This is a genomic window from Loktanella sp. IMCC34160 (assembly GCF_004145845.1).
In the GTDB taxonomy this organism is placed as follows: domain Bacteria; phylum Pseudomonadota; class Alphaproteobacteria; order Rhodobacterales; family Rhodobacteraceae; genus SELP01.
This window is the reverse complement of sequence record NZ_SELP01000001.1, coordinates 751,438-777,940: the sequence shown is the minus strand read 5'-3', so window position 1 is coordinate 777,940 and position 26,503 is coordinate 751,438. Positions and strand designations below refer to the sequence as shown.

At 64.4% G+C, this 26,503-nt stretch carries 28 protein-coding genes; 5 read left to right on the top strand and 23 right to left on the bottom strand.

The genetic code is table 11. The features are described from left to right. Positions 1 to 44: 44 nt before the first annotated feature. On the top strand, positions 45 to 1,778 hold the full coding sequence (sulP, locus tag EU803_RS03800) for a sulfate permease (RefSeq protein ID WP_129679894.1): 1,734 nt from the start codon (positions 45 to 47) through the stop codon (positions 1,776 to 1,778). A 28-nt stretch (positions 1,779 to 1,806) separates the two neighbouring features. On the opposite strand, the gene EU803_RS03795 is transcribed toward sulP, so the two are convergent. Next, on the bottom strand, positions 1,807 to 2,265 hold the full coding sequence (locus EU803_RS03795; protein ID WP_129679892.1) for an Lrp/AsnC family transcriptional regulator: 459 nt from the start codon (positions 2,263 to 2,265) through the stop codon (positions 1,807 to 1,809). 147 nt (positions 2,266 to 2,412) lie between these two features. Between EU803_RS03795 and EU803_RS03790 the strand changes: the two genes are divergently transcribed. Beyond that, complete coding sequence (locus EU803_RS03790; RefSeq protein WP_129679890.1) at positions 2,413 to 2,847, top strand: universal stress protein; 435 nt, start codon at positions 2,413 to 2,415, stop codon at positions 2,845 to 2,847. Positions 2,848 to 2,865: 18 nt separating this feature from the next. Then, positions 2,866 to 4,413 carry an alanine/glycine:cation symporter family protein gene (locus EU803_RS03785; protein WP_129679888.1) on the top strand — a complete coding sequence of 516 codons (1,548 nt, stop codon included), beginning with the start codon at positions 2,866 to 2,868 and terminating at the stop codon, positions 4,411 to 4,413. A 68-nt stretch (positions 4,414 to 4,481) separates the two neighbouring features. Here EU803_RS03785 and ade read toward each other — a convergent pair whose 3' ends face one another. From ade to bhcA, 5 genes are all read right to left on the bottom strand, one after another. Next, positions 4,482 to 6,176 carry an adenine deaminase gene (gene ade, locus EU803_RS03780; protein WP_129679886.1) on the bottom strand — a complete coding sequence of 565 codons (1,695 nt, stop codon included), beginning with the start codon at positions 6,174 to 6,176 and terminating at the stop codon, positions 4,482 to 4,484. A gap of 182 nt (positions 6,177 to 6,358) precedes the next feature. Beyond that, the gene (bhcD, locus tag EU803_RS03775; protein ID WP_129679884.1) at positions 6,359 to 7,336 is read right to left on the bottom strand and encodes an iminosuccinate reductase BhcD; all 978 of its coding nucleotides are present in this window, start codon (positions 7,334 to 7,336) and stop codon (positions 6,359 to 6,361) included. Further along, positions 7,336 to 8,499, bottom strand: a complete 1,164-nt coding sequence (gene bhcC / locus EU803_RS03770) for a 3-hydroxy-D-aspartate aldolase BhcC (RefSeq protein ID WP_129679882.1) — start codon at positions 8,497 to 8,499, stop codon at positions 7,336 to 7,338. Before bhcC ends, bhcD begins: the two co-directional genes overlap by 1 nt. Before the next feature lie 11 nt (positions 8,500 to 8,510). Then, entirely contained in the window at positions 8,511 to 9,461 is a 951-nt protein-coding gene (bhcB, locus tag EU803_RS03765; protein WP_129679880.1) for a beta-hydroxyaspartate dehydratase BhcB, read from the bottom strand. 7 nt (positions 9,462 to 9,468) lie between these two features. Next, positions 9,469 to 10,656: an L-aspartate--glyoxylate aminotransferase BhcA gene (gene bhcA, locus EU803_RS03760; protein WP_129679878.1), complete on the bottom strand. Its 1,188-nt coding sequence runs from the start codon at positions 10,654 to 10,656 to the stop codon at positions 9,469 to 9,471. A gap of 201 nt (positions 10,657 to 10,857) precedes the next feature. Here bhcA and EU803_RS03755 point away from each other — a divergent pair, with 201 nt between their 5' ends. After that, positions 10,858 to 11,685 carry an IclR family transcriptional regulator gene (locus EU803_RS03755; RefSeq protein WP_129679876.1) on the top strand — a complete coding sequence of 276 codons (828 nt, stop codon included), beginning with the start codon at positions 10,858 to 10,860 and terminating at the stop codon, positions 11,683 to 11,685. On the opposite strand, the gene EU803_RS03750 is transcribed toward EU803_RS03755, so the two are convergent. The 11 genes from EU803_RS03750 to EU803_RS03700 form a co-directional block, all read right to left on the bottom strand. Further along, complete coding sequence (locus EU803_RS03750) at positions 11,654 to 12,745, bottom strand: class I SAM-dependent RNA methyltransferase (RefSeq protein ID WP_129679874.1); 1,092 nt, start codon at positions 12,743 to 12,745, stop codon at positions 11,654 to 11,656. The two genes, EU803_RS03755 and EU803_RS03750, sit on opposite strands and share 32 nt — an antisense overlap. 31 nt (positions 12,746 to 12,776) lie before the next feature. Next, the gene (locus tag EU803_RS03745; protein ID WP_129679872.1) at positions 12,777 to 12,983 is read right to left on the bottom strand and encodes a hypothetical protein; all 207 of its coding nucleotides are present in this window, start codon (positions 12,981 to 12,983) and stop codon (positions 12,777 to 12,779) included. Positions 12,984 to 12,991: 8 nt separating this feature from the next. Beyond that, positions 12,992 to 14,272, bottom strand: a complete 1,281-nt coding sequence (nuoF, locus tag EU803_RS03740; RefSeq protein WP_129679870.1) for an NADH-quinone oxidoreductase subunit NuoF — start codon at positions 14,270 to 14,272, stop codon at positions 12,992 to 12,994. Between the two features lie 4 nt (positions 14,273 to 14,276). Further along, on the bottom strand, positions 14,277 to 14,501 hold the full coding sequence (locus tag EU803_RS03735) for a DUF5337 domain-containing protein (protein WP_129679868.1): 225 nt from the start codon (positions 14,499 to 14,501) through the stop codon (positions 14,277 to 14,279). An 18-nt stretch (positions 14,502 to 14,519) separates the two neighbouring features. Continuing rightward, entirely contained in the window at positions 14,520 to 15,338 is an 819-nt protein-coding gene (locus EU803_RS03730; protein WP_129679866.1) for an NADH:quinone oxidoreductase, read from the bottom strand. Positions 15,339 to 15,537: 199 nt separating this feature from the next. Next, entirely contained in the window at positions 15,538 to 16,629 is a 1,092-nt protein-coding gene (locus EU803_RS03725) for an NADH-quinone oxidoreductase subunit E (protein WP_129679864.1), read from the bottom strand. Continuing rightward, on the bottom strand, positions 16,629 to 17,852 hold the full coding sequence (locus EU803_RS03720) for an NADH-quinone oxidoreductase subunit D (protein WP_129679862.1): 1,224 nt from the start codon (positions 17,850 to 17,852) through the stop codon (positions 16,629 to 16,631). Before EU803_RS03720 ends, EU803_RS03725 begins: the two co-directional genes overlap by 1 nt. Positions 17,853 to 17,854: 2 nt before the next feature. After that, positions 17,855 to 18,775 (bottom strand): sulfotransferase, encoded by a 921-nt coding sequence (locus tag EU803_RS03715; RefSeq protein WP_165352766.1) that lies wholly within the window; start codon positions 18,773 to 18,775, stop codon positions 17,855 to 17,857. A 2-nt stretch (positions 18,776 to 18,777) separates the two neighbouring features. After that, positions 18,778 to 19,389, bottom strand: coding sequence for an NADH-quinone oxidoreductase subunit C (locus EU803_RS03710; RefSeq protein ID WP_129679858.1), 612 nt, complete (start codon positions 19,387 to 19,389; stop codon positions 18,778 to 18,780). A 10-nt stretch (positions 19,390 to 19,399) separates the two neighbouring features. Continuing rightward, complete coding sequence (locus tag EU803_RS03705) at positions 19,400 to 19,924, bottom strand: NADH-quinone oxidoreductase subunit B (RefSeq protein WP_129679855.1); 525 nt, start codon at positions 19,922 to 19,924, stop codon at positions 19,400 to 19,402. After that, positions 19,924 to 20,289, bottom strand: a complete 366-nt coding sequence (locus EU803_RS03700) for an NADH-quinone oxidoreductase subunit A (protein WP_129679853.1) — start codon at positions 20,287 to 20,289, stop codon at positions 19,924 to 19,926. The genes EU803_RS03705 and EU803_RS03700 overlap by 1 nt, the downstream gene beginning before the upstream one ends. Positions 20,290 to 20,555: 266 nt before the next feature. On the opposite strand from EU803_RS03700, the gene EU803_RS03695 reads away from it, so the two are divergent. Then, the gene (locus EU803_RS03695; RefSeq protein ID WP_165352765.1) at positions 20,556 to 21,293 is read left to right on the top strand and encodes a GGDEF domain-containing protein; all 738 of its coding nucleotides are present in this window, start codon (positions 20,556 to 20,558) and stop codon (positions 21,291 to 21,293) included. Here the strand turns inward: EU803_RS03695 and EU803_RS03690 are convergent. From EU803_RS03690 to EU803_RS03665, 6 genes are read right to left on the bottom strand one after another with little or no spacing between them, the layout of a single operon-like run. Beyond that, a complete protein-coding gene (locus EU803_RS03690) occupies positions 21,290 to 22,078 on the bottom strand; it encodes a crotonase/enoyl-CoA hydratase family protein (protein ID WP_129679849.1) in 789 nt (262 codons plus the stop codon). The genes EU803_RS03695 and EU803_RS03690 overlap by 4 nt on opposite strands. After that, positions 22,075 to 22,950 (bottom strand): hydroxymethylglutaryl-CoA lyase, encoded by an 876-nt coding sequence (locus EU803_RS03685; protein ID WP_129679847.1) that lies wholly within the window; start codon positions 22,948 to 22,950, stop codon positions 22,075 to 22,077. Before EU803_RS03685 ends, EU803_RS03690 begins: the two co-directional genes overlap by 4 nt. Continuing rightward, positions 22,943 to 23,620: a glutathione S-transferase family protein gene (locus EU803_RS03680; protein ID WP_129679845.1), complete on the bottom strand. Its 678-nt coding sequence runs from the start codon at positions 23,618 to 23,620 to the stop codon at positions 22,943 to 22,945. Before EU803_RS03680 ends, EU803_RS03685 begins: the two co-directional genes overlap by 8 nt. Next, a complete protein-coding gene (locus EU803_RS03675) occupies positions 23,617 to 25,551 on the bottom strand; it encodes an acetyl/propionyl/methylcrotonyl-CoA carboxylase subunit alpha (RefSeq protein WP_129679843.1) in 1,935 nt (644 codons plus the stop codon). Before EU803_RS03675 ends, EU803_RS03680 begins: the two co-directional genes overlap by 4 nt. Further along, entirely contained in the window at positions 25,551 to 26,042 is a 492-nt protein-coding gene (locus EU803_RS03670; protein WP_129679842.1) for a thermonuclease family protein, read from the bottom strand. Before EU803_RS03670 ends, EU803_RS03675 begins: the two co-directional genes overlap by 1 nt. After that, positions 26,043 to 26,501 carry a hypothetical protein gene (locus EU803_RS03665; RefSeq protein ID WP_129679840.1) on the bottom strand — a complete coding sequence of 153 codons (459 nt, stop codon included), beginning with the start codon at positions 26,499 to 26,501 and terminating at the stop codon, positions 26,043 to 26,045. Positions 26,502 to 26,503 lie beyond the last annotated feature (2 nt).

Genomic DNA, 26,503 nt, shown 5'->3' with positions numbered 1-26,503 from the left:
GCCCCCTGTCGGCCCCTTTTCTCTTTCGCCTTTGGATTACTGCAATGATCCCCAAGACCCTCGCCCGCTACATGCCGATCCTTGACTGGGGCCGGACCTACGACAGCAACGCCCTGTCGAACGACCTGATCGCCGCCGTGATCGTGACGATCATGCTGGTCCCCCAATCACTGGCCTACGCCCTTCTCGCCGGGCTTCCGCCCGAGGCGGGGATCTATGCCTCGATCGTGCCGATCATCTTCTATGCCATGTTCGGGACCAGCCGGGCATTGGCCGTCGGACCGGTCGCGGTCGTGTCGCTGATGACCGCCGCCGCCGTGGGGCAAGTGGCCGAAAGCGGGACGATGGGATACGCCGCCGCCGCGCTGACGCTGGCGTTTCTGTCCGGGGTCTTTCTGCTGATCCTCGGGGTCCTGCGGCTGGGGTTCATCGCTAACTTCCTGTCGCACCCGGTCATCGCGGGCTTCATCACCGCCTCGGGCATCCTGATCGCGACCAGTCAGGTCGGCCATATCCTGGGCATCAAAAGCGACGGGCACACACTGATTCACCGGCTGGAGAGCCTGTGGCACAACCTTGGACAGATGAACCTGATCACCGCGATCATCGGCATTGCCGCCACGGCCTTCCTGTTCTGGGTCCGCAAGGGGCTGAAGCCGCTGCTGCGCAGCTACGGGCTTGGCCCGCGTCTTGCCGATGTGATCACCAAGGCCGGGCCGGTTGCCGCCGTGGTGGCGACCACCGTTGCCACCTGGGGGCTGGGACTGGCCGACCGGGGTGTCGCCGTCGTGGGCGAGGTGCCGCAAAGCCTGCCGCCCCTGACCATGCCCGACCTGTCGTCAGAGCTGGTGGGCCAGCTTCTGATCCCCGCGATCCTGATTTCCATCATCGGCTTCGTCGAATCCATTTCGGTCGCGCAGACCCTTGCCGCGAAAAAGCGGCAGCGGATCAAGCCGGATCAGGAATTGATCGGCCTTGGCATGGCGAACGTCGGCGCGGCCTTCACCGGCGGCTATCCGGTCACCGGGGGCTTTGCCCGCTCGGTCGTGAACTTTGACGCGGGCGCCGAAACCCCCGCCGCCGGGGCCTTCACTGCCGTGGGCCTTGCCATCGCCGCCGTGGCCCTGACGCCGCTGGTCTTCTTCCTGCCCAAGGCCACGCTGGCCGCCACCATCATCGTCGCGGTCCTGTCGCTTGTGGACCTGTCGATCCTGAAAAAGGCCTGGGGCTATTCCTTTGCCGACTTCCTTGCCGTGGCCGCCACCATCACCGTGACACTGGCCCTGGGGGTCGAGGCGGGCGTATCGGCAGGCGTGATCCTGTCCATCGCCCTGCACCTCTACAAGACGTCCAAGCCGCATATCGCCGAGGTGGGGCTTGTCCCCGGCACCCAGCACTTCCGCAACGTGAAGCGGCACGCGGTGCTGACCTCGCCCAGCCTGCTGACGATCCGGGTCGACGAAAGCCTCTATTTCGCCAACGCCCGCTTCCTCGAGGACTACATCCTTGACCGGGTGGTGCAGGATTGCCCGATCCGCGACGTGGTTCTGATGTGCCCGGCGGTGAACGAGGTGGACATGTCCGCCCTCGAAAGCCTCGAGGCGATCAACACCCGCCTGAAGGAACTGGGCATCCGGTTCCACCTGTCCGAGGTGAAAGGCCCGGTCATGGACCGGCTGAAGAAGACGCACTTCCTTGACGATCTGACCGGCAAGGTCTTCCTTGCGCAGTTCGATGCGCTGGCGGCCCTGTCGCCGGAAACCGCCAAGGCCGCCTGACGGTGACGGGGGCCGGGACGCCCGGCCCCTACCCTTCCAGATAAAAGCCCCGGAACTCCTTGACGGTCGACAGGCTCAGCAGGGTTTTCATCTTGGCGACGGACGGAATGTCCGACAGACGGTTGCGATACAGCGCCTCGTAAGCGCCCGTATCCCGCGCCGCCACCCGCATCAGGTAATCGAACTCGCCCGAGATCAGGTGGCATTCCAGAACCTCGGGCATCCGCGCGATCGCGTCTTCAAAGGCGGCGATATCCTCGCGCCGCTGGCTGGTCAGCTGCACCTCGATAAAGACCTGAATTTCCAGCCCGATCGCCCGCCGGTTCAACCGCGCCGCGTAGTTGGCGATCTTGCCGGATTGTTCCAGAAGTTTTACCCGCCGGTGACAGGCCGAAAGCGACAGCCCGACCTCCTCTGACAGGCGCGCCATCGAAATCTGACCGTCTTTCTGAAGAACAGAAAGAATACGGATATCCAATGTATCCATTGTAAATTTTCCCACTCACACCCCGTTTCACCCAAGTATTTCCGGAAATTTTCCGAAATCAAGGAAAATGAGGCGATCATTTCCGCCCGTTTCAATGGCATACTGACCCTGTCCTTTAGGACATGAACCAACAAAGGGAGGGACAAGATGCCCCAAAAAATCGTCGTCGGCTTTGACGGCAGCGAAAGCGCAAACCGGGCGCTGGATTTCGCGGTCGACCGGGCCAAGGCGCAGGGCGGCAGCGTGCTGCTGGTCCATGTGCTGGAATGGTCACCCTATTCGTTCCTGACACCGACCGAACTGGAAGAACGGCACAAACGCCGCAGCGAAGAACTGGCCCGCGCCCAAAGCGCGATCATCGACCCGGTCCTGTCCCGTCTGGGCGATGCCGGCGTCATGGTCGAAGGCGCGGTCAAATACGGCCATATCGCCGAGGTTCTGGCCGCATCCGCGAAAGACGCGGGCGCCAACCAGATCGTCATCGGCCGCACCGGGCATTCCGGCATGGCCAGCCGTCTCTTCGGGTCGGTCGCGGGCAGCCTTGCACAGGCCGCACCCGTGCCCGTCACCATCGTGCCGTAAGCCTTCAGGGGGACATACATGACACGCATTTTCAAATCCGCGGCGCTGGCCGCGACCGGCCTTGCCTTGGGCGCAGCCCCGGCCATGGCCCAAAGCCTTGATGAAAAGGTGAACGAAGTGTTCGCCAATTCGACGGGCTGGTTCGTCAACTTCATCTTCAGCCCGTTTCCGGGGACCAGCTTCCCCTGGATCGTGATGTGGTTGGTAATCGCGGCGACCGTCTTCACGCTCTATTTCGGCTTCGTGCAGTTCCGCACCTTCGGCCACGCGATCCGGCTTGTCCGGGGCGATTATTCGGACCCGAACGACGCGGGCGAGGTCAGCCACTTTCAGGCGCTTGCGACCGCCCTGTCCGGCACCGTCGGCCTTGGCAACATCGCCGGTGTGGCGGTGGCCGTGGGCATCGGTGGCCCCGGCGCGACCTTCTGGATGATCCTTGCCGGCCTTCTGGGCATGGCATCGAAATTCACCGAATGTACGCTGGGCGTGAAATACCGCAATGAATACGACGACGGCACCGTCTCCGGTGGCCCGATGTATTACATGACCAAGGGTTTTGCCGAACGTGGCCTGCCCGCGGGCAAGTTCCTTGCGGTACTCTTCGCGATCTTCTGTATCCTTGGCGCCTTCGGCGGCGGCAACATGTTCCAGGCCAACCAGGCCCATGCCCAGTTGACCAACGTGATCGGTGACTATCCGGGCTGGATCACCGGTGTGATCTTCGCCATCATCGTCTTCCTTGTGATCGTCGGCGGGCTGAAATCCATCGCCAGCGTCACTGAAAAGGTCGTGCCCTTCATGGGGGTGATGTATGTCGCCGCCGCGCTTGTGATCCTGTTGATGAATGTCGACAAGATCGGCTGGGCCTTTGGCCAGATCTTTGCCGGGGCCTTTACCGGGGCCGGTGTTGCGGGCGGTATGGTCGGCGCGCTGATCCAGGGGTTCAAGCGGGCCGCCTTCTCGAACGAGGCCGGGGTCGGCTCTGCCGCCATCGCGCACTCTGCCGTGAAGACCAAGGAACCGATCACCGAAGGCTTCGTGTCGCTTCTGGAACCCTTCATCGACACCGTGGTGATCTGCACCATGACCGCGCTGGTGATCATCATCACCGGGCAGTTGATCCAGGATCCGGCAACCGGCCTTTACCTCCTGGACGAAGGTGCCACGACCATCCAGACCGTGGACGGCAACAAGGGCGTCGCCCTGACCTCTGCCGCCTTCTCCTCGGCCTTTGGCTGGTTCCAGTATGTGCTGGCGCTTGCGGTGATCCTGTTTGCCTTCTCGACGATGATCAGCTGGTCCTACTACGGGCTCAAGGCCTGGACCTACCTGTTCGGCGAAGGCAAGACCACGGAACTGGTGTTCAAGGTGATCTTCTGCCTCTTCGTGGTGATCGGCGCCGCCGCCAGCCTTGGCCCGGTGATCGACTTCTCGGATGCGGCGATCTTCGCCATGGCCGTGGTCAACATCGTGGCGCTCTACTTCCTGATGCCGATCGTTCGGGGCGAGATGGACAGCTACCTGTCGCGCCTGCGGTCGGGCCAGATCCGGAAGTTCAAGAACTGACCCATAACACCCACGAACGTCCCTTGTTCGTGAAACTGGCCGGGCGGCAACGCCCGGCTTCTTTCGTTTCAGCCGATGATCTCGAACTTGGTGACGTCGACCAGACCCCGGTCGGTGATCTTCAGCATCGGGATCACCGGCAAGGCAAGGAAGGCCAGTTGCAGGAACGGCTCTTCCAATGTGACCCCCAGTGATTTCGCCGCGTCGCGCAGGGCGACCAGCCGGTCGCGGACCTCTTCAAAGGTCAGCAGCGACATCAGCCCCGCTACCGGCAGCGCCAGTTCCGCCAGAACCTTGCCGCCCTCGGTGACGACGAACCCGCCCTCGATCTCGGCCAGCCGGTTGGCGGCCAGCGCCATATCGTCGTAATCGGCGCCCACCACGGCGATGTTGTGATGATCGTGACAGACGGTCGAGGCGATGGCCCCGCGCTTCAATTCGAACCCACGCACAAAGCCGGTGGCCACATTGCCGTTCTTGCCGTGCCGTTCGATCACCGCGATCTTGATCAGGTCGCGGGCAATATCGGGCCGCTTGTCGCCGTCCTGCACGGGGATCTCCTCGTGCAGGTGTTCGGTGATGATCTTGCCGGGCAGGATGCCGATCACATCGGTCTGGTCGCGGTTCGACGCGGTGCGGAAATGGGCCGCAACAATGGCCGGGGCCTTGACCGACCCGCGCCCGATGGGGGGGATCTCGGTGCGGGCGGCAAAGGCGGCCCCGCCCACCCGGACCCCACCGGCCCAGACAGCGCGGGCGTCGCAACCCTCCAGACTGCCCAGCGCCACGATATCGGCCCGCTTGCCCGGCGCGATCTGGCCGCGATCCTTCAGCCCGAACGCCTCTGCCGCCGACAGGCTGGCCGCGCGGTAGATGGCGACGGGATCAACCCCTTCGGCGATGGCATGGCGGATCATATAGTCCAGATGCCCATGTTCCCCGATATCCAGCGGGTTCCGGTCATCCGTGCACAGACACATATAGGCCGAGGTCAGCGGCGTCAGCAGCGGCAATAGCGCATCAAGGTCCTTCGACACCGACCCTTCGCGGATCAGCACGCGCATCCCCTTTTGCAGCTTCTCGCGGGCCTCGGCGGCGGTGGTCGCCTCGTGTTCGGTGCGAATGCCCGCCGCGATATAGGCGTTCAGATCCTTGCCCGACAAAAGCGGCGCGTGGCCGTCGATATGGCGCCCCTCGAACAAGGACAGCTTGGCCATGGCCCCCGGGTCGCGGTGGATCACGCCGGGGTAATTCATGAACTCGGCCAGCCCGATCACCTTGGGGTGCGACATCAACGGGGCAAGGTCGGCCGCCTCGATCCGGGCGCCTGCGGTCTCCATCTCGGTCGATGGCACACAGGACGACAGGTTCACGCGGATATCCAGAACCGTCCGGGTCGCGGCTTCAAGGAAATATTCGATCCCCGGAACGCCAAGGACATTGGCGATCTCATGCGGGTCGCAGATGCAGGTGGTCACGCCGCGCGGGGTGACGCAGCGGTCAAACTCGAAAGGGGTGATCAGGCTCGATTCGATATGCAGGTGGGTGTCGATGAAGCCGGGCACCAGCGTCAGGCCGGACACATCGACGATCTCGGCCCCGTCATAATCGGCCCCGATCCCGACGATCGTATCGCCGCAGATCGCCACATCGCCCGCGATCAAATCGCCCGTGACAACATCCAGCACCCGACCGCCGCGCAGAACCAGATCGGCCACGTCGTCGCCGCGCCCCTGCGCAATTCGCTGTTCCAAACCCGCCATGTCACCCCCCGTCTTCCTGAATGGACCGAGGAAACCGCATTCCCCCGGAACCGGCAAGGGCAGGCCGATCGAAACCAGCCTGCCCTCTCTCATTTTGCCCCAAATACTCCGGGGTGAATGGCCCGAAGGGCCAGAGGGGCAGCGCCCCTGAACGTAAGGTGGGTTTTAACCCACCACCCCCGTCACAGGGCGATCCGCTGCGCCTTGCCTTGCTCTTCCGCCAGCTTTGCGGCCACCTGTGCCACCGCCAAGTCCTGAAGCCCGACACCGGTTCCGTCGAACAGGGTGATCTCTGCCTCTGACGTCCGGCCCGGATGTGTGCCGTTGATGACCGCCCCAATGGGGGTGATATCCCCCTCGCCCATCAGCCCGTGGCCCACCGCGTGCTGCGCCTCGCCGATGGTGATCGACTGGGCGACCTCATCGGTGAACACGGTCGCGGCGGTCAGGATCGCCGGGTCGACCTCTTGCTTGCCCTTGGTGTCGGTGCCCATGCAGGCCAGATGGGTGCCCGGCTTGATCCAGTCGCGCATCAAAAGCGGCTCGAAGGCCGAGGTGATGGTGATGATCACATCCGCTTGCGCCCCTAGTTCCTCGCGCTCCACCCCTTCAAAGGGCAGCCCGGCCTCTTCCGCCACGGCCTGAAGCCGGGGCAACATGTCCGGATGCGGGTTCCAGGCGACGACCTTTTCAAAGTCCCGCTGTTCCAGCGCCGCGCGCAGCTGGAACGCCGATTGGTGCCCCGCCCCGACCATGCCGATCACCTTGGCGTCCGGCCGCGCCAGATGCGCGATGGAAACCGACGACGCGGCCGCGGTGCGGATCGCTGTCAGGTAGTTGCCCCCGACCAGCGCCGCCAACTGCCCGGTGTCCGGGTCGAACAGAAACACGGTGGACTGGTGGTTGGTCAGCCCCTTGGCCGCGTTGCCCGGCCAGTAGCCCCCGGATTTCACGCCCAACGCCATCCCCGCCCGGTCGAACCCGGACTTGAAGCCGTAAAGCGCGTCCGCATGGCCCAGCGCCTCGCGCACCACGGGAAAGTTCCACGCCTCCCCCGTCGCCATGGCGGCGAATGTGCTTTCCACGGCGGCAAAGGCCGCGCCGCGGGTCACGACCGCCTCGCAGGCGGCCTCGTTCACGATCAGCAAACCCTCGGCCATCAGTAGGCCTTTCCACGGGCCGACACGGGCCAAAGGGTTTCGACCTTGCCGTTCCGGACACCGACATACCAGTCATGGACGTTCGCGGTCGGGTCGCAGTGACCGGGCACAAGCCGCAGCTTGTCGCCGACCTTCAGCACGCCCTTCGGGTCCGAAACGACGCCGTGTTCATCCGAACATTTGATGTATTCGACATCGTCGCGGCCAAAGACCACCGGCAACCCGCTGTCGACTGATTGCGCCTTCAGCCCGGCATCGACAATCGCCTTGTCCGCCTTCGCGTGGGACATGACCTGGGTGTAAAGGAACATCGCGTTTTCCCATTCGCCCCGGTCAATGCGGTTGCCGTCCGCGTCAAGGATGCGGCCATAGTCGGCATCCATGAAGGCGTAGGACCCGCACTGCAATTCGTTGTAAACGCCCGAGTTGCTTTCGAAATAATAGCTGCCCGTACCGCCGCCCGAGACCAATTCGCACTCGATCCCTTCGGCCTTCAGCCCGTCCACGGCGTCCTTCACCTGCGCAATCGCGGCGTCCAGCTTGGCCTTGCGGTCGGCATAGCTGTCCATGTGCTGCATCGCGCCCTGATAGGCCTGAATGCCGGTGAACTTCAGGTTCGGTGCCGCCTGAACCGCCTTGGCAATCTCGATCACGGCCGGGGTCGTGGTGACGCCGCAGCGGCCCGCGCCGCAGTCGATCTCGACAAAGACTTCCAGCTCGGTGCCATGCTTGACCGCCGCCGCCGAAAGGTCCGCGACATTGGCGACATCATCGACACAGACGATGGTCCGCGCGCCCAGCTTGGGCAGACGGGCCAGACGATCGATCTTGAGCGGGTCACGCACCTGATTGGACACAAGGATATCCTTGATGCCGCCGCGGGCGAAAACCTCGGCCTCGGACACCTTCTGGCAGCAGACGCCGACGGCGCCCCCCAGCCGTTCCTGCAGCTTGGCCACATCCACGGATTTATGCATCTTGCCGTGCACCCGGTGGCGCATCCCATGCGCCTTGGCATAGTCGCCCATCTTGACGATGTTGCGTTCCAGCGCGTCCAGATCCAGCACGATGCAGGGGGTCTGGATATCGGCCTCGTCCATGCCGGGCAGTGCGGGCACGTCGAACCCGACCTCAAGCCCTTCGAATTTGGTTTCTGCGTTCATGGTATCCTCCTTCACTGCCAAGGCAGTTTGTCCAGATCGACGTTGCCGCCGGTGATGATGACGCCGACCTTCTGGCCCGCGAAAATGTCAGGGTTCTTCAGGATGGTGGCCAGCGGCACGGCGCTGGAGGGTTCCATCACGATCTTCATCCGTTTCCAGATCAGCTTCATCGCGTCGATGATCTCTTGCTCGGATGCGGTCAGGATGTCGGTCACATGGTTTGACACATAGTGCCATGTGTTTTCCTTCAGCGGCACCTTGAGCCCGTCCGCCACCGTCACCGGCGCGTCATCGGCGATGATGTGGCCCGCGCGGAAACTGCGGGCGGCGTCATCGGCCTGTTCCGGTTCGGCGGCGTAGATCTTCACGCCGGGCGCGATGTTCGACAGGGTCAGGCAGGTGCCCGACACCATGCCGCCGCCGCCAATGGGTGCGATGACCGCGTCCAGCCCCGGCGCCTGTTCCATCAGCTCGCGGCTACAGGTGGCCTGCCCGGTGATGACGCGCAGGTCGTTGTAGGGGTGCACGAACTCGGCCCCGGTCTCGGCCACGACCTCGGCAAAGACCGCCTCTCGCGAGGTGGTCGAGGGTTCGCATTCCACCACGCGGCCGCCATAGCCCTTGACCGCGTCCTTCTTGGCCTGCGGCGCGGTGCGCGGCATGACCACGGTGCAGGGAATGCCCCGGCGTCCGGCGGCATAGGACAGGCAGGTGCCGTGGTTGCCGCTGGAATGGGTGGCAACGCCCCGCGCGGCCTGCTCGTCGGTCAGACCAAAGACGGCGTTGGACGCGCCGCGCGCCTTGAACGCGCCCGCCTTTTGCAGATTCTCGCACTTGAAGTACAGCTCGCACCCGGCAAGCCCGTTGATGAACTCGGACGTCAGGACCGGGGTCCGGTGGATATATGGCGCGATCCGGTCATGGGCCGCGATCACGTCATCGAAGGTGGGCCAGTGTGTCATTCGGTCCTCATGCGGCTTTGGACAGCGCGGGGCGCGATTTGCGGAAATAGTCCTGCGCGGCGGCAACCCCGCTGCCCAGGGTGATCGGGTAGTCCAGATCGGCCATCGCCATTTCAATGGTGGCAAGGCCCGACAAGACCATGGTTTCGGTCAGCATACCCAGATGGCCGATGCGGAAGGCGCGGCCCTTCATCTGGCCAAGGCCAACCCCGAAGGACACGCCATAAGCATGGAAGGCGTGATCGGTCAGCGCATCGCTGTTGAACCCTTCGGGGACGTAGATCGCGCTGACCGTATCGCTGTACAGGTCGGGCGATTGGGCAACCAGCTTCAGCCCCCATGCCGCGACCGCGCGGCGAACCCCTTCGGCCAGCCGGTGATGGCGGGCATAGACATTGTCCAACCCCTCCTCTTCCAACATGTCCAGCGCCTCGGACAGACCATAGATCAGTTGCAGCGGCGGGGTGTAGGGGAAGCCGCCATTGGCATTCGCCCCCATCATGTCCTTGAAGGAAAAGAAGGTGCGCGGCAGGGTCGCCCCCTCCATCGCGGCAAGCGCCTTTGGGCTGACCGCAAGGATCGCCATGCCGGTGGCCAGCATGAACCCCTTCTGGCTGCCCGAAACGCAGATATCGACGCCCCAGTCGTCCATCCGGAACGGGACGGAAGCGAGCGATGACACCGCATCGACCATCAACAGCGCCGGATGACCGGCCCCGTTCATCGCCGCCCGCACCGCGCCGATATCGGACAGGACGCCGGTCGCGGTCTCGTTATGGGTGACAAGGACCGCCTTGATGTCATGGGCGGTATCGGCGGCCAGCGCCTCGGCGAACTTGTCGGCGGGGGCACCGCTGCCCCAGTCGCATTCGATGATCCGCACGTCCAGCCCGTGCCGCTGGCACAGGTCGATCCAGCGGTGCGAGAACATGCCATAACGGGCGATCAGAACCGCGTCGCCGGGCGACAGGGTATTGGTGATCGCCGCTTCCCAGCCACCAGTGCCCGAGGACGGGAAAGTGATGACGGTGCCGTCGGTCGTGCCGAAGACCGTCTTGCAGCGCTCCAGCACCGGCAGCAGGGTATCCACGAAATCCGGCGCGCGGTGGTCGCGGGTCTGCACCATCATCGCGCGTCGCAGGCGGTCAGGGATATTGGTCGGGCCGGGAATGAAAACCGGGTTCTGATCTGACATCGAAGGCTCCTTTCGGGCTGTATGCGCAGATCATGCGGCCAGCGCCCGCTATTCGCAATTTTTTCAAAATTATTTTTCACTACCGCATTAAAATATCTAACGCGTTGTTCATATTCATTTTATTTCTTTTCACACTGCCCACATGATCAAGATTGAAAAATATTTTCACGCACCTAGACTAGATCCGACAGGAGACCCGCCATGGAAAAACGCAGCCGCGGCCGCCCCCGCTCCACTTTCACCGAATCCACCGCGCCCACGCTTCAGGCGCTGGACCGGGCGCTTCTGGTGCTGGAACATCTGGCCCGGGCCGAAGACAGGACCCTGACCGGGATATCCGAGGCGCTGGACATCCCCGCCCCCACGACCCACCGCATTCTGACCACGCTTCAGAACCGGGGCTTTGCCGCCTTTGACAGCACGGCCCAAACATGGGCCGTCGGGATCGAGGCCTATCGCACCGGGTCCGCCTATCTGCGGCGCACCACGCTTCTGGATGCCGCCCGCCCGGTGATGCGCCAGCTGATGGAGGCGACGGGGGAAACCGCGAACCTTGCGGTTCAGGACGGGGCCGAGGTGGTCTTCGTCGGTCAGGTCGAAAGCCGGAACCCGATCCGGGCCTTCTTTCACCCCGGCACCCGCACCGCGATGCATGCCTCTGGCACCGGCAAGGCGATCCTTGCCGCCCTGCCCCGCGACCGGCGCGACCGGCTGATCGGGTCAATGCAATTGGTCGCCTTTACCGGCAGCACCCTGTCGCATCGCCCGGTGCTGGAGGCCGATCTGGACAAGACCGCCGCGCGCGGCTGGTCGTTCGACCGCGAAGAACGGCACATCGGCATGTCCTGCATGGGCGCGGCGATCCGCGACGCGCGGGGCGAGGTGGTGGGCGGGATTTCCATCTCGGGCCCCTCGGCCCGGTTCACCGAAGCGCGGCTTGCGGCCTTCGGGGCGGAAGTGGCCCGCGCGGCGGCCGAAATCTCGGCCGCGATCGGCGCTACAGCTGCGCCTGATACAGCCGGATCTTGATCCCGCCGTTATCGATGGGCGGGCCTGCGGACAGGTCCAGCCCCGTCGCCTTGGCAAGCCCCCCGTCCGAGGTGACAAAGCCGACCCGCCAGCCGGAGAACCGCTCCGACAGGACCTTGCCCATCGCGCCATAAAGGCCGAACAACAGCTTCTTGTTGCCGATCCGGCCACCATAGGGCGGGTTGATCATCACCAGCCCAGGCGGCCCATCGGGCGGCGCGATGTCCGAGATGGGTTTGCATTCGAACAGGCAGATGTCGTCCACCCCGGCCCGGCCTGCATTGTCCTGCGCCATACGCACCGCGCCTGCGTCCCTGTCGGACCCGTAGAAACGGGCCGACGTTGGCCGTGCAGCACCCGTTTTCATCCGCGCCCAACTGGCCGCGTCAAAGCTGGGCAGGTCTTCAAAGGCGAACCGGCGGTCCCGCCCAGGCATCAGCCCTGCGGCCCATTCCGCCGCCTCGATCGGGAAGGTGCCCGACCCGCACATCGGGTCCAGCACGGTCTGGGTCCCGTCAAATCCGCAGGCCCGCAGGCACAGCGCAGCCAGCGTTTCCCGCAGCGGCGCCTTGTTCACCGCGACCTTGTGGCCGCGTTTGTGCAGGCTTTCGCCCGACGTATCGATGGAAAAGGTCACAAGGTTGTCGTCGATCCGCACCTTCAACTTGATCGCGGCCTCCGGGTCGATCACAGCGCCGATGCTGTCGGTCAGCGCCTTTTCGATCCGCTGGGCAGCCGCGCCCGCGTGATAGATCTTGGATTTGCGGCTTGTCACCTCGACCTTGACCGGGGTGGCCTTGGGCAGGATCGCGGCCCAATCGACTTTTTGCGCGCGTTTGTCGAGCTGGGCCAGGTGGAAGGCGCGAAACTCTTCGACCCGGGCCAGCACGCGGGTCGCGCCCCGCAAAACAAGGTTGGCACGCCAGACCTCGGCCCAGTCGCCCGCGCAGGTCACGCCGCCCGGCGTTTCCGCCACGCCCTTGAACCCCGCCTCGCGCGCCTCGGCGGCAAGGGTCGGTTCAAAGCCCGGCGGGCAGGCAAGGAAAAGTTCCATCGTCATTAGATTCGCCTATCGGGGCGGGATGCCACGGCTATCCGGCCGAAAAAACCGCTCCGATCACGGCCATGATCACCAGAATGACAAACAGCGAGGCCGCGACAGGCGCAAGGCGCGGCATCCATGCCGGGCCAACCCGTTCCTCCCCAACCAGTCCGCAGGTTTCGCAGGCCTTGCCCCAAGGATAGGGGCGCGTTCCGCAACTGGGGCAACTGTTGGGGTGGAACTGATCGTATTGCATCGCTCCGGTTATTCAGCCGCGATCCGCTTGCTCTTGATCCGGTCCTCGATCTCGTCTCGGAAGTTGCGGATCAGACCCTGGATCGGCCAGGCCGCCGCGTCGCCAAGGGCGCAGATGGTGTGGCCTTCGACCTGCTTGGTCACGTCGAACAGCATGTCGATTTCTTCGACGCTCGCATTGCCCTGCACCAGCCGTTCCATCACCCGCATCATCCAGCCGGTGCCTTCGCGGCAGGGGGTGCACTGGCCGCAGCTTTCGTGCTTGTAGAACTTCGACAGGCGCCAGATCGCCTTGATGATATCGACAGAGTTGTCCATCACGATCACCGCAGCGGTGCCAAGGCCCGAGCCCAGCTCTCCGCGCAGGTAGTCGAAGTCCATGATGGCGTCTTTCATCTTCTCGCCACGGACACAGGGCACGGACGACCCACCGGGGATCACGGCCTTGAGGTTGTCCCAGCCACCCCGGATGCCGCCACAGTGCTTTTCGATCAGCTCTTCAAAGGTGATCGACATTTCCTCTTCGACGACGCAGGGGTTGTTCACATGGCCCGAGATCGCGAACAGCTTGGTGCCCGCGTTGTTCTGGCGGCCAAAGCCCGCGAACCACGATGCGCCCCGGCGCAGAATGGTCGGCACGACGGCGATGGATTCGACGTTGTTCACCGTGGTCGGGCAGCCATAAAGGCCCGCGCCCGCCGGGAACGGCGGTTTCATCCGCGGCATCCCCTTCTTGCCCTCAAGGCTTTCAAGAAGGGCGGTTTCCTCGCCACAGATATAGGCGCCCGCGCCGTGGTGCAGATAAAGGTCGAAGTCCCAGCCCGACTTGGCCGCGTTCTTGCCCAGAAGGCCCGAGGCATAGGCTTCGTCGATGGCGTTTTGCAGGGCTTCACGTTCGCGGATGTATTCGCCGCGCAGGTAGATGTAGCAGGCATGGGCCTGCATCGCGAAACTGGCGATCAGCGCCCCTTCGATCAGCGTATGCGGATCGTGGCGCATGATTTCCCGGTCCTTGCAGGTGCCCGGTTCGGATTCGTCGGCGTTGATCACAAGGTAGGACGGACGGCCATCCGATTCCTTGGGCATGAACGACCATTTCAGGCCCGTGGGGAAACCCGCGCCGCCCCGGCCCCGCAGGCCGCTGGCCTTCATCTCGTCGATGATCCAGTCGCGGCCCTTCTTGATGATCGCGGCAGTGCCATCCCAATGCCCACGGGACTGGGCGCCTTTCAGCGTCCGGTCATGCATGCCGTAGATGTTGGTAAAGATCCGGTCCTGGTCTTTGAGCATCGGCTCACCCCTTGTCGTTCTGGCGTGACCGCCAGATGCCATAAGTCATCCACAATGCCCAGCCGAAACCGGCAAGGGCGATCAGGTCGAACAGGGCCCGCGTGCGTTGCGGCCAGCCCAGGTGCGACCCAAGATAGGTGGTGACGATCCAGAACAGCCCGGTGGCAATCAATACCTTGGCGGCGCGTTTGCCGGCCTCGGCCCGTTTGCGGTCTGAATCGTCTCCCATTCGTGTCTTCTATCGGCCCTACGCTTTGTAGGTGCCGTCCTTCTTGGCGCGGGCCGCGAATTCGGTCGCGCCGCCCCGGGCCAGAACCCGGGCCTGCTTGATCCATTCGTCGCGCGTGATCCGGCCCTTGAACTTCAGCCGGTCATCTACCCACTTGATTTCCTTGCCCCGCAATCCGGCAACCTGATCATAGTGCCAGATCCCCATCTCGTTGAGCGTCTTTTCGATGCCCGGCCCGACGCCCTTGATCATCTTCAGATCGTCCGCCTTGCCGCCGCGCGGTTTGGCAAGAAGATCGGCGGGCGTGCCATCCTTGGCCACCGGCGGACGGGCGGGTTTCGCCGCCGCGGGCTTGGCCTCTACCTTGGCAGCGGCGGCCTTGGGCTTGGTCTCTGCCTTGGGCTTTGCGGCGGCCTTCGGTTTTGCTGCGGTCTTGGGCTTTGCCGCCGCTTTCGGCTTGGCGGCTGCCTTGGGCTCCGCCTCGGCCTTCGGTTCGGCATCCGGGGCCGGTTCGGGCGCAGGCTCTGCAGCCACCGGGGCCGAAGTCGCAACCGGTGTCGCGGCGGCGGCCGGCGCGGCGGCGCGCGGCGTGGGGGTTGCGGCCGCAGAAACGGGTGCAACGGTCTGGGACACGGCGGATTTCGTGACCCCGGAATCGGCGCAGAAGTACCGGGTCAATACGAACCCAAGCGCGAACAAGACGACCAGCCCGAAGATGATCGAGAGAATCCATCCCTGATCCGCACCGCGCATCAAGAGGGTGACGACCAGCCCCGCCAACAGGGCGACAAGCCACGACAGATTGCGGCAGCTGGTGGCTTCGTTTGATTGCGACATAACGCTTAACTCCTTCAACTTCCCTGTTTGGCCTGCCGCGTCATGGCGCGCGGCTTGGCCGACAGGGCATTTGTAGGGGAAACCGCGCAGAACGGGCAAAGAAAACCGGGCCGGACGGGACGTTTCCCGCCCCGCTTGCGGCCTTCAGTCAACAGATTGCGCGGTTTCGGCATCATGTGCGTGGCTTCAATGCGATCCGTCAGCCCTCGGCCGCGAGTTTCGTGGCCTGCCCGATCCAGTCATCCCGTTCGATCCGGCCCTTGAACTTCAACCGGCTGTCGACCCAGGCGATCTCTTCGGGGGTCCATTTGGCGATCTGGTCGAAGTGCCAGAAGCCCAATTCGTTCAACACGCCTTCCAGCTTGGGGCCGACCCCGGAAATCCGCTTCAGATCGTCGGCACCGGCCTTGCGCGGGGCCGCCATGGTGCGCGGCTTCTTTTCCCGCGCGGGGGCGGTCACGGCGGCAGGGGCTGCAACGGGGGCGGCGGGCTTTTCAGCCTTGGCGGCGGCTTTCGGGGCGGCCGTCTTGGCTGCCGGTTTCGCGGCGGGCTTGGCTGCCGGTTTCGCGGGCTTTGCCCCACCCTTGCCCAGCCAGGGCGTCAGCAGCGGCACTTCGGTCCCGTCGATCCGTTTCACCGTATCGCCGATATCCACGGCCAGCTGGGCGCTGGCGTTATACTGGGTCCGGCCGCTTTCGTGATCGGTCAGCGAGGTCAGCCCCGACAGCGGCTCGGCCGCATAGCGGCCATTCTGCGGACCCGGCACCGGCACCTTGCCCGCGGCCAGTTCGTCCAGAATGCCCCGCAGGCGGTCGGCGGTCAGGTCTTCGTAATAGTCCTTGCCGATCTGGGCCATGGGGGCGTTGGCGCAGGCGCCAAGGCATTCCACCTCTTCCCAGGAAAACTTGCCATCCGCCGACAGCGCATGGGGCTTGTCCGCGATCTTTTCGCGGCAGACCGCGATCAGGTCTTCGGCGCCGCAGATCATGCAGGACAGGGTGCCGCAAATCTGGATGTGGGCAACAGAGCCGACCGGCTGCAACTGGAACATGAAGTAGAAGCTGGCCACCTCGATCACGCGGATCGGGGCCATGTTCAGCATCTTGGCGACCTCTTCGATCGCCGGCCGGGTCAGCCAGCCTTCCTGTTCCTGCGCGCGCCACAACAGCGGGATCACCGCGCTGGCCTGACGACCCTCGGGATACTTGGTGATCTGCGCCTCGGCCCATTTCTGGTTGGCGGGGGAGAAAGCAAAGCTTTCGGGCTGTTCGGGATGAAGACGGCGGAGCATTAGCGGTCAATCTCTCCAAAAACGACGTCCATCGTGCCGATGATGGCGGCGACGTCGGCAAGTTGGTGGCCAGAGGCGACGTGGTCCATGGCCTGAAGGTGCAGGTATCCGGGGGCACGCAGTTTGGCGCGGTAGGGTTTGTTGGTCCCGTCGGCGACAAGGTAGACGCCGAATTCGCCCTTAGGGGCCTCGACGGCGGCATAGACCTCGCCCGCTGGGACGTGGAACCCTTCGGTGTACAGTTTGAAGTGATGGATCAGCGCTTCCATCGAGGTCTTCATGTCGCCCCGTTTCGGCGGGGTGATCTTGCCGCGGGCCATGATGTCGCCCTGCCCTTCGGGGGCGCGCAGCTTTTCGATGGCCTGAAGGATGATGCTGGTCGACTGGCGCATCTCTTCCATGCGGACAAGGTAGCGGTCATAGCAGTCGCCGTTCTTGCCGACCGGCACCTTGAAGTCGAACTCATCGTAGCATTCATAGGGCTGGGCGCGGCGCAGGTCCCAGGCAAGGCCCGACCCGCGCACCATCACGCCCGAGAACCCCCAATCAAGGATTTCCTGTTCGGTGACGACGCCGATGTCGACGTTGCGCTGTTTGAAGATGCGGTTCTCGGTCAGCAGCCCGTCGATATCGTCCAGAACGGCGGGGAAGGCGTGGGCCCATTCCTCGATGTCGTTCAGCAGCGCATCGGGCAGGTCCTGATGCACGCCGCCGGGCCGGAAATAGGCCGCGTGCAGGCGCGCGCCACAGGCCCGCTCGTAGAAGATCATCAGCTTTTCACGCTCTTCAAAGCCCCAAAGCGGCGGGGTCAGCGCGCCCACGTCCATGGCCTGCGTGGTGACGTTCAGCAGGTGGTTCAGCACCCGGCCGATTTCGGAATAGAGCACCCGGATCAGCGAGGCACGGCGCGGCACCTCGGTCCCGGTCAGCTTTTCGATGGCCAGACACCAGGCGTGTTCCTGGTTCATCGGGGCCACGTAATCCAGCCGGTCGAAATAGGGCAGGTTTTGCAGGTAGGTCCGGCTTTCCATCAGCTTTTCGGTGCCGCGATGCAAAAGCCCGATATGCGGGTCGCAGCGTTCCACGATCTCGCCATCCAGTTCCAGCACAAGGCGCAACACCCCGTGGGCCGCAGGGTGCTGCGGTCCGAAGTTGATGTTGAAGTTGCGGATCTTCTGTTCGCCGGTTTCGGCGTCTTCGAATCCCTTGGAGCCGTCCATCATCGTCATACTCCTGCGTAGTTGGCTTCCCATTTGGCGGGAAGCCGGCCCATCCGGGCCAAGACGTAATCATATTGCGGCCGCAGATAGGCGGCTGCGCGGGCCCGCTGGTCAGCGGTCATTTCAATCTTCACCCCTTCGTGCACCCGCTTGTCGAAACGGGCCTCCACCGGGGCAAGGCCAAGAAAGGCGCAGAGGCGCGCGATGGCCTGCTCGGAAAACAGTTCTTCGTAGAACCCAAGAAACAGCGCCTTGGGGTCCAGCGCCGCATCCAGCCGGTCCAGCGCCCCGACATAGTCACCGCGGTCGGTCACATGCAGGGCCTTGCCCGACAGGGCGTTGTCAAAGATGCGGGCGGCATGATCGGCAAGGGTCTTGCCCGCTTTGGCGGCGCGGTTGGCCATCATGCGAACGTGGCTCCACAGCCGGGAGACCGGATCGCGCATCAGGTAGACAAACCGGGTGACCGGGGCCAGCGACGCCATGGATTTCAGCCGCTCTGGCGACAGAAGCGAATAGGCCGGGGTCACATCCGCGACCAACCCCTTTTGTCCGCGCCCGTCAGACAGGTAGGACAGGTAGCCGCCTTCGTCCCCGGCTTCGAGGACCGGAAGATAGGCTTCCAGATCGGCAATCTGGCGGCGCAGGTAGCGGCGGCGCGGATCGCCAGCGGGCACCTGTTCGCGGCGGGCCAGAAGGGCGGCGTGCTTCGTCAGAAACTGCTTGGACTGGAAATCGAGGTTGTCCCGGTCCAGCGTATCGTAGAAATGCAGTTCCTTGATCGTGCGCAGGTGGCATTCGGGATGGGACGCCAAAAAGCGGTAAAGCCAGCTGGTGCCGGCCTTGGTCGCGCCCACCCCGAAAAGGAGCGTCGCCTGCCCTGCCCCACCATCGGGGCCCGCGTTTATGGCCGCCCGGTCGCTCACCCTCAGCTCCCGGCCTTTTCCGTCTTCTCGTCGCCCGGAAGGATGTATTCCGCCCCTTCCCACGGGCTCATGAAATCGAACTGGCGGTATTCCTGCACCAGCTTGACCGGTTCATAGACGACGCGCTTCTGCACCTCGTCATAGCGGACCTCGGTATAGCCGGTGGTCGGGAAATCCTTGCGCAGCGGATGGCCGCGGAATCCGTAGTCGGTCAGGATGCGGCGCAGGTCCGGGTGGCCGGAAAAGATGATCCCGAACATGTCGAAGACTTCACGTTCGAACCAGTTGGCGCTGGGGTGTACCTCGATGATCGAGGGGACCATCTCTTCTTCCCCGATCGACACCCGCAGGCGGATCCGGTGGTTCTGGTACATCGACAGGAAGTGATAGACCACGTCGAACCGCTTGGCCCGGCCGGGGTAATCGACCGCGGTGATATCCACGAGGCTTGAAAACTGGCAGGCGCTGTCGGACTTGATGTAGTCGACAAAGGCCACAAGGTTGGACGGGGCCACATCGACGGTCAGTTCGCCAAAGGCGACGTCCCAGCCCAGCACGCAATCCTTGCGCTTCAGTTCCAGCAGGGCGCCCAGTTCATTCAGTGCATCAGACATATGCGCCCCCTTAGCGAACGATGGTGCCGGTGCGGCGGATCTTCCGCTGCAACTGCAGGATGCCATACATCAGCGCCTCTGCCGTCGGCGGGCAGCCGGGCACATAGACGTCAACCGGCACGATCCGGTCACAGCCGCGCACCACGGAATAGCTGTAGTGATAATAGCCACCGCCATTCGCGCAGGACCCCATCGAGATCACGTAGCGCGGTTCCGGCATCTGGTCATAGACCTTGCGCAGCGCCGGGGCCATCTTGTTGGTCAGGGTGCCCGCGACGATCATCAGGTCCGACTGGCGCGGAGAGGCGCGCGGCGCGGTGCCGTAACGTTCAAGGTCATAGCGCGGCATCGAGGTATGCATCATCTCGACCGCGCAGCAGGCAAGGCCGAAGGTCATCCAGTGCAGCGACCCGGTCCGCGCCCAGTTGATGATGTCGGCGGTCGAGGTGACGATGAACCCCTTGTCCTGCAGCTCGGCATTGATCGCGCTGGTGACGACTTCCTTGTCGACGCCCGCGGTATTGGATCCGGTCATCACTCCCATTCGAGAGCCCCTTTCTTCCATTCATAGGCAAAGCCGATGGTCAGCACGGCCAGGAACACCATCATCGACCAGAAGCCCACCATCGAAATGTCCTGGAAGGCCACCGCCCATGGGAACAGGAAGGCCACTTCAAGGTCGAAGATGATGAACAGAATCGACACGAGGTAGAAGCGCACGTCGAACTTCATCCGGGCGTCATCGAAGGCGTTGAACCCGCATTCGTAGGCGGACACTTTTTCCGGGTCCGGGTTGCGCACGGCCAGCACGACCGCCGCAAGGATCAGGATCACGCCAAGAACGATGGCAAGTCCCAGAAAAATGATGATGGGAAGGTATTCGCGCAGGAGATCTTCCAAGGCCGGTTCCTTTCACGCATCGCGCCGCGGGGCCGCAAGACCGGCCCGGCGCATGTTGGCTTGGTCAGGCTTTACCCTTCGGGCGGTAGAGGGTCAACCAAGGGCGAGAGGCTAGCGCCCGGTTTTTCGGCCGTTCGCGCCAGTTTGAATCCAATGTGAGCAATCAAGGTCCGGAAATTTGGGATTCGTGAACGGTTTTGGCGGACATCTGGGACATCTGTTCACCACCGGGTAGAAGAGCCGAATACATGCCTTCGTCTGGCCTCATGCATCGCATCGTCAACCGCGTCGCACCAAAGTCGTGGCCCGACTTCGTTGTGAAATGGCTCTTGTTCGAACTGGCGATCAATCTGGTCAATCTGACCGTGGAACGACTGGTCCGGCCCGAGGCTGGATTCGACCCGACCAGCCAGATCCTTGTCACCGTGATCGTCTCGACACCATTCTTGGTTTTCGCCCTTGCGGTGATGTCGCATCAGTATCGGCTGCAGTGCCGCCTTGCCAATCTGGCGGCCACCGATCTTCTGACCGGCCTGTCGAACCGGGGGGATTTCCTTGAACGGGCATCAATGGCCTCGGTCGCCGGTCAGGGGGGCGCGCTGCTGCTGGTGGATGCCGACCATTTCAAGCGGATCAACGATACCTATGGCCATGCGATTGGCGACCTGTGCCTTCAGGCAATCGCCGGGCGGATGCGCAAACTGGTCCGTTCGGGCGATATCGTGGGTCGCTTCGGAGGCGAGGAATTCGCCGTCTTCCTGCCCAAGGCGACCCCGGACATGGCCCGTGCGGTTGGCGAGCGTATTTGCGAAGGGGTTAAGATTCCGGTCCCGAAGGAGGGGACGGAGGTGCAGATCACCCTATCGGTCGGGGCGACGCCCGTGCGGGCCGCCGACAGTATCGAAAAGATGCTGACGCTTGCCGATGCCGCGCTGTACCGGGCCAAGGAAATGGGCCGGGCCCGGATCGAATTCGCCAGCATCGAAGGTCGGGCGGTGTTCTAGCCCTGTGCCCAGGGTGCCGGCGTCTTGGCGAAGAAGGCCGCGATTCCCGCCTCTGCCTCGGCGCTTTCCCAGCGGGTCACCAGCGCGTCAATGCTGCGGGCGATGGTGGCCTCGTCCGGGGCCCCGCCAAGCGACAGGGCCAGCCGCTTGGCCTCGGCCACCGCACCGGGGGCGCAGGACAGATAGGGCGCGATCTCTGCCTCGACCGCGGCGTCCAGCGCCTCGGACGGGACCGCGCGGGCCGCCAGCCCAAGCGTCACCGCCTCTGCCGCGCCGAAAATCCGGGCGGACATGAACACGCGCCGTGCCATCGCCTCGCCCATGCGGGCGACGACATAGGGGCCGATGGTCGCGGGAATCAGGCCCAGCCGGGTTTCCGTCAGCCCGAATTTCGCCCCCTCGACCGTCACCGCCACATCGGCCACCGACATCAGCCCGACGCCGCCACCAAAGGCATTGCCCTGCACCCGCGCGATCACCGGCTTGGGGCAATCGTTGATCGCCTTCAGCATCATCGCCAGTTTCGTCGCCTCTCGTGCGCGGGTCGCGGCATCGGCCTGCATCTGATCTCGCATCCAGCCCAGATCGCCCCCGGCGCAAAAACTGGCCCCCTCGGCGGCCAGAACCACCACACGCACCGCCGGGTCCGTGCCCAGCCGTTTGGCGGCCTGCGTCAGTTCCCCGATCATCTCCGCCGACATGGCGTTGTGCTTTTCCGCCCGCGCAAGGGTCAGCCGGGCCACCCCCCGGTCATCCACCGATACCGAAATCGTCTGTTCTGTCATGCTGCCGCCCTCAGCCCACGTGCAATATCTGCGGCACGGTCCAGTGCCGCCCGGTCCACGCCTGTCTCGAACCCCAGCGCCATGCAGCGATCCACCAGCGCCCCGGTGTCCAGATTGCCCGGCGCGCCCGGCGCATAGGGGCAACCGCCCAGCCCCGCCACCGAACTGTCAAAGGTGCGCAGCCCCGCCGCGATTGACGCCTCGACATTGGCCAGCGCCAGCCCGGTCGTGTCATGGAAATGCCCGGCAAGATTCCCCGGCCCGCAAACCGCCAGAACCGCGTCCAGCATGGCGCTGACGGTGTCGGGCGTGCCCCGACCGATGGTATCACCCAACGACACCTGCATCGGCGCCAGCGCCCGCAGGCCCGCCACCGCGCGGGCCACCAGCGCTGGGTCGGTCGGCCCGTCAAAGGGGCAGTCCGTCACGCAAGACACATAGCCCCGCACTGTGACCCCCGCTGCGCGCGCCGCGTCCACAACCGGCGCGATCCGGTCAAGGCTTTCGGCGACAGAGCAATTCAAATTCGCCTTGCTGAACCCTTCCGAGGCCGAGATGAATACCGCCACCTCGCCCGGAATCCGTGGCAAGGGCGCGATGGCCTCGGCATAGGCCTCCCACCCCTTCATGTTGGGAATCAGGGCGGCGAAATTCACGTCGTTGCCGAGGTCGATCCCGGCCAGAATCTCGGCGCTGCCCGCCATCTGCGGCACCCAGCGGGGCGAGACGAAACTGCCCACCTCGATATCCCGCAGTCCCGCTGCAACCAGCGCCCGGATCAACTCCAGCCGCCCGGCCATGGGGATCACGCCCGGTTCGTTCTGCAGCCCGTCGCGCGGCCCGACCTCGTAGATGCGGATGCGGTCAGCCACCTGTCACCTCCCACGGCGGATAGAAGTCCTGTTCATAGAGTAGCGGCACGTCACCGTCTGGGATCGAGGCGCGGAAGGCGGGCCGGTCAGTGATACGGTCATACCATTTCGCCACCTCCGGGAACGGGTCCAGCCGGACGAAGTGCCGCGCCATATAAACGGCCTGCCCCAGCGCGATATCCGCAGCCGAAAACCCGCTGGTCAGAACGTAGTCGCGGTTCTCGACAGGGGTGGACAGCCGCCCCTCAAGCGCCTTCAGGCAATTGGCCAGCCGCCGTGATTCCAACGACATGATTAGCGGCGACCGCATGTGATCCTCGTACAGCATGATGTGCTGCTGGGTCAGGGCGGCGCAATGCTGGCTGATCGTTTCCGCGAAATGCAACCAGTTCAGGAAGTCGGCCCGGTCAAGGTCGCCGGGCGCGCGGCCAAGGCCCGCATCGGGGAACCGTTCGGTCAGGTATTCAAGGATGGCAAGGCTTTCGAACATCACCTCTCCGTCCACCTCGATCGCCGGGACCCGGCCCGCCGGGCTGAGGCTCAGGTAGGCGTCCGAGCGCAGGGTCTTGTCGAAGGGATAGACCATCAGCTCAAAGTCCGCCTCCAGTTCATTCAGCAGCCAAAGAACCCGCATCGACCGGGTCTGGTGGCAGTGGTGCAGACGGATCATGTAACCTCTCCTTCGGGGTCCAATACCACGATCGGCGCCCCGGCTTCCACCTGCCCGCCTGCCTCGGCCCCGATGCGGGCTACGGTCCCGTCGCGGGGGGCGCGCAGGGTGTGCTCCATCTTCATGGCCTCCAGCGTGGCCAGCCGGTCGCCTTCCTTCACCTCTGCGCCCACAGTGGTGAACAGGGCCGTGACCAGCCCCGGCATCGGGGCCAGAACCGCATCGCCGCCAGCACCGGTGGCGCTGCCCCGGTCCAAAAGGTCCACCAGTCCGATTTCGCGGCCCACCCCGTCAAACAGGGTCACGCCGCGCGGGTGGCGGGCGAAGGGCACCGCCCGGTCCCCGTCAAATGTCCAGCCCAGCCGGTCGCGCAGCGCTTCGACCACCAGCCCATCGACCGAGACAAGCACGCTGTCCGCCCCCCGGACCTGAAGAACGACCGGCCCCGCGGTCGTCTTGACCGTCCGGGTTAGGGGCGCCCACAGGGCAAAGCCACGGGTCGGCGCGCCGCCGTCCCACAGGCCCGACAGGATCAGCGCCGACTGCGCCACGACCTGCGGGGTGACCTCCGCCACCTGCGTCAGGTCGGCAAGGTCGCGGGCAATCAGCCCGGTATCCACCTGCCCCGCCGCAAATCCCGCATGATCGGCCAGGGCCTTGAGGAAGGACAGGTTGGTGACGGTCCCCGCCACCTGCGTGTGCGCCAGCCCACGCGACAGGCGGCGCAGGGCGCTGTCCCGGTCGGGGCCATGCACGATGACCTTGGCGATCATTGGATCGTAAAAGGGCGAGATGTCATCCCCCGCCCGCACGCCGCTGTCCGCCCGGACCTGTGCGGGGAAAGCCAGATGCGCCAGCCGCCCCGTCGCGGGCAGGAACCCGGCAGGCACGTCCTCGGCATACAGCCGCGCCTCGAACGCATGACCGTTGATTTCCAGATCTTCCTGCCGGGCGGGCAATGGCTCTCCGGCGGCGACGCGCAATTGCCATTCCACCAGATCGACGCCCGTGATGGCCTCGGTCACCGGATGTTCGACCTGAAGGCGGGTGTTCATCTCCATGAACCAGAAGCCATCGACGCGCAGCGGGCCGGACCCATCCACGATGAATTCCACCGTCCCAGCCCCGGAGTAACCGATCGCCTCGGCCGCGCGGACAGCAGCGGCACCCATGGCGGCACGGACCTCCTCGGTCATGCCCGGCGCGGGGGCCTCCTCGATCACTTTCTGGTGGCGGCGTTGCAGCGAACAGTCCCGTTCAAAAAGGTGCACGGCTCGGGTGCCATCGCCGAAGACCTGCACCTCGATGTGGCGGGGATGGGTCACGAATTTTTCTATCAGCACATCGGGGTTGCCAAAGGCGGTCTTTGCCTCGGCCCGGGCGCTGGCCAACGCCTCGGCGAATTCGGCGGGGTCTTCGACCAGCCGCATCCCCTTGCCGCCACCGCCCGCCACGGCCTTGATCAGCACCGGATAGCCGATCCGCCCGGCCTCTGCCGCCAGCAGGTCATCGGACTGGTCCGGACCGTGATAGCCGGGCACGACCGGCACGCCGGCCCGTTCCATCAGCGCCTTGGCCGCGTCCTTCAGGCCCATCGCCCGGATCGCCTTGGCCGACGGGCCGATAAAGACCAGCCCCGCGGCCGCGACCGCCTCAACGAAATCCGGGTTTTCCGACAGGAAGCCATAGCCGGGGTGGATCGCCTCTGCCCCGGTGGCCAGCGCGGCGGCGATGATCGCATCGCCCTTAAGGTAGCTTTCGGACACCGGCGACGGACCGATATGGATCGCCTCATCCGCCAGTTCGACATGCAGGGCGGTGGCGTCCGCGTCGGAATGGACGGCCACGGTTCGAACGCCCATCGCGCGGGCGGTTTTTATGACCCGGCAGGCAATCTCGCCCCGGTTTGCGATCAGGATCTTGTCAAACATCAGCGTTCCTCTTCACACCAGCTTGCCCGGCGGCCCCCGTCATAGGGACGGGCCAGACCTGCGGCGATGATCATCTCTGTCAGCGGGCGGCCATCGATCATGACCGTCGTCAGCGGGCGGTTATACAGATCGGGTGCGCCGGGTTTGGCCTCAAGGCTGCGGGCGGACCAGAATGTCCAATGAAGCCAAGCCTTTGCGTGCAATGCCTGAAGTCGTTCCGACAGGCACCTCCCCCGCAGTTCCGGCGTGTCGATCCCGGTAATGCGGCCATTCACCCGGCCCAGATCCGGGCAGGTCAGCCGCACCGTGTCGCCATCGACCACCCCGCGAATGGTGCAGCCGGACTGGTCTTTTGTCGCCAGGATTGCAGCGTCCAGAACCATCGGCCCGGCCCCGACAAGCACGACAAGGGCCAGCGCCGCCATGCGAAACCGGCGGACCGTGCCACGACCCCGCACATGGGGACGGCGCAGGATGGGCGACGGGCGCATTCACTCCCCCTTCGGATAGCTGCGGAACCGGTGCCGGTAGATCAGGTTCGGCCGGTCGCCTTCCATCAGGTAAGATACTGCCAATATTACAAAAATCAGCTCGACGATTGCAAAGGGGCTGATTCCGTCCGCAAGAAAGGTCGCCAGCGTGAAGACGGAAAAGATCAACTGCACCATCGCCAGCACCAGCGCATAGGGCGCGCGCAACACAAGAAGGATCGCGGTACCCAGTTTCAGTACCACGCCAACCCAGCTGAACCGTCCCACCCCGCCGAGCGTTTCCCAAAGCTGAAAACCCGCTGCGCCCACGAAAATTATCACGATGATCCAAAGCATTGGCGACAGGTTTCCCTGCGGATGCGCCCGCGCCATTTCGGGTGTCACATGCACCCATTGCGCACCGGTCAGCCGGTCCATCTTGCCGCGTTCAAAACGTCCTTCGTCGGGAAATTCGGTCATCC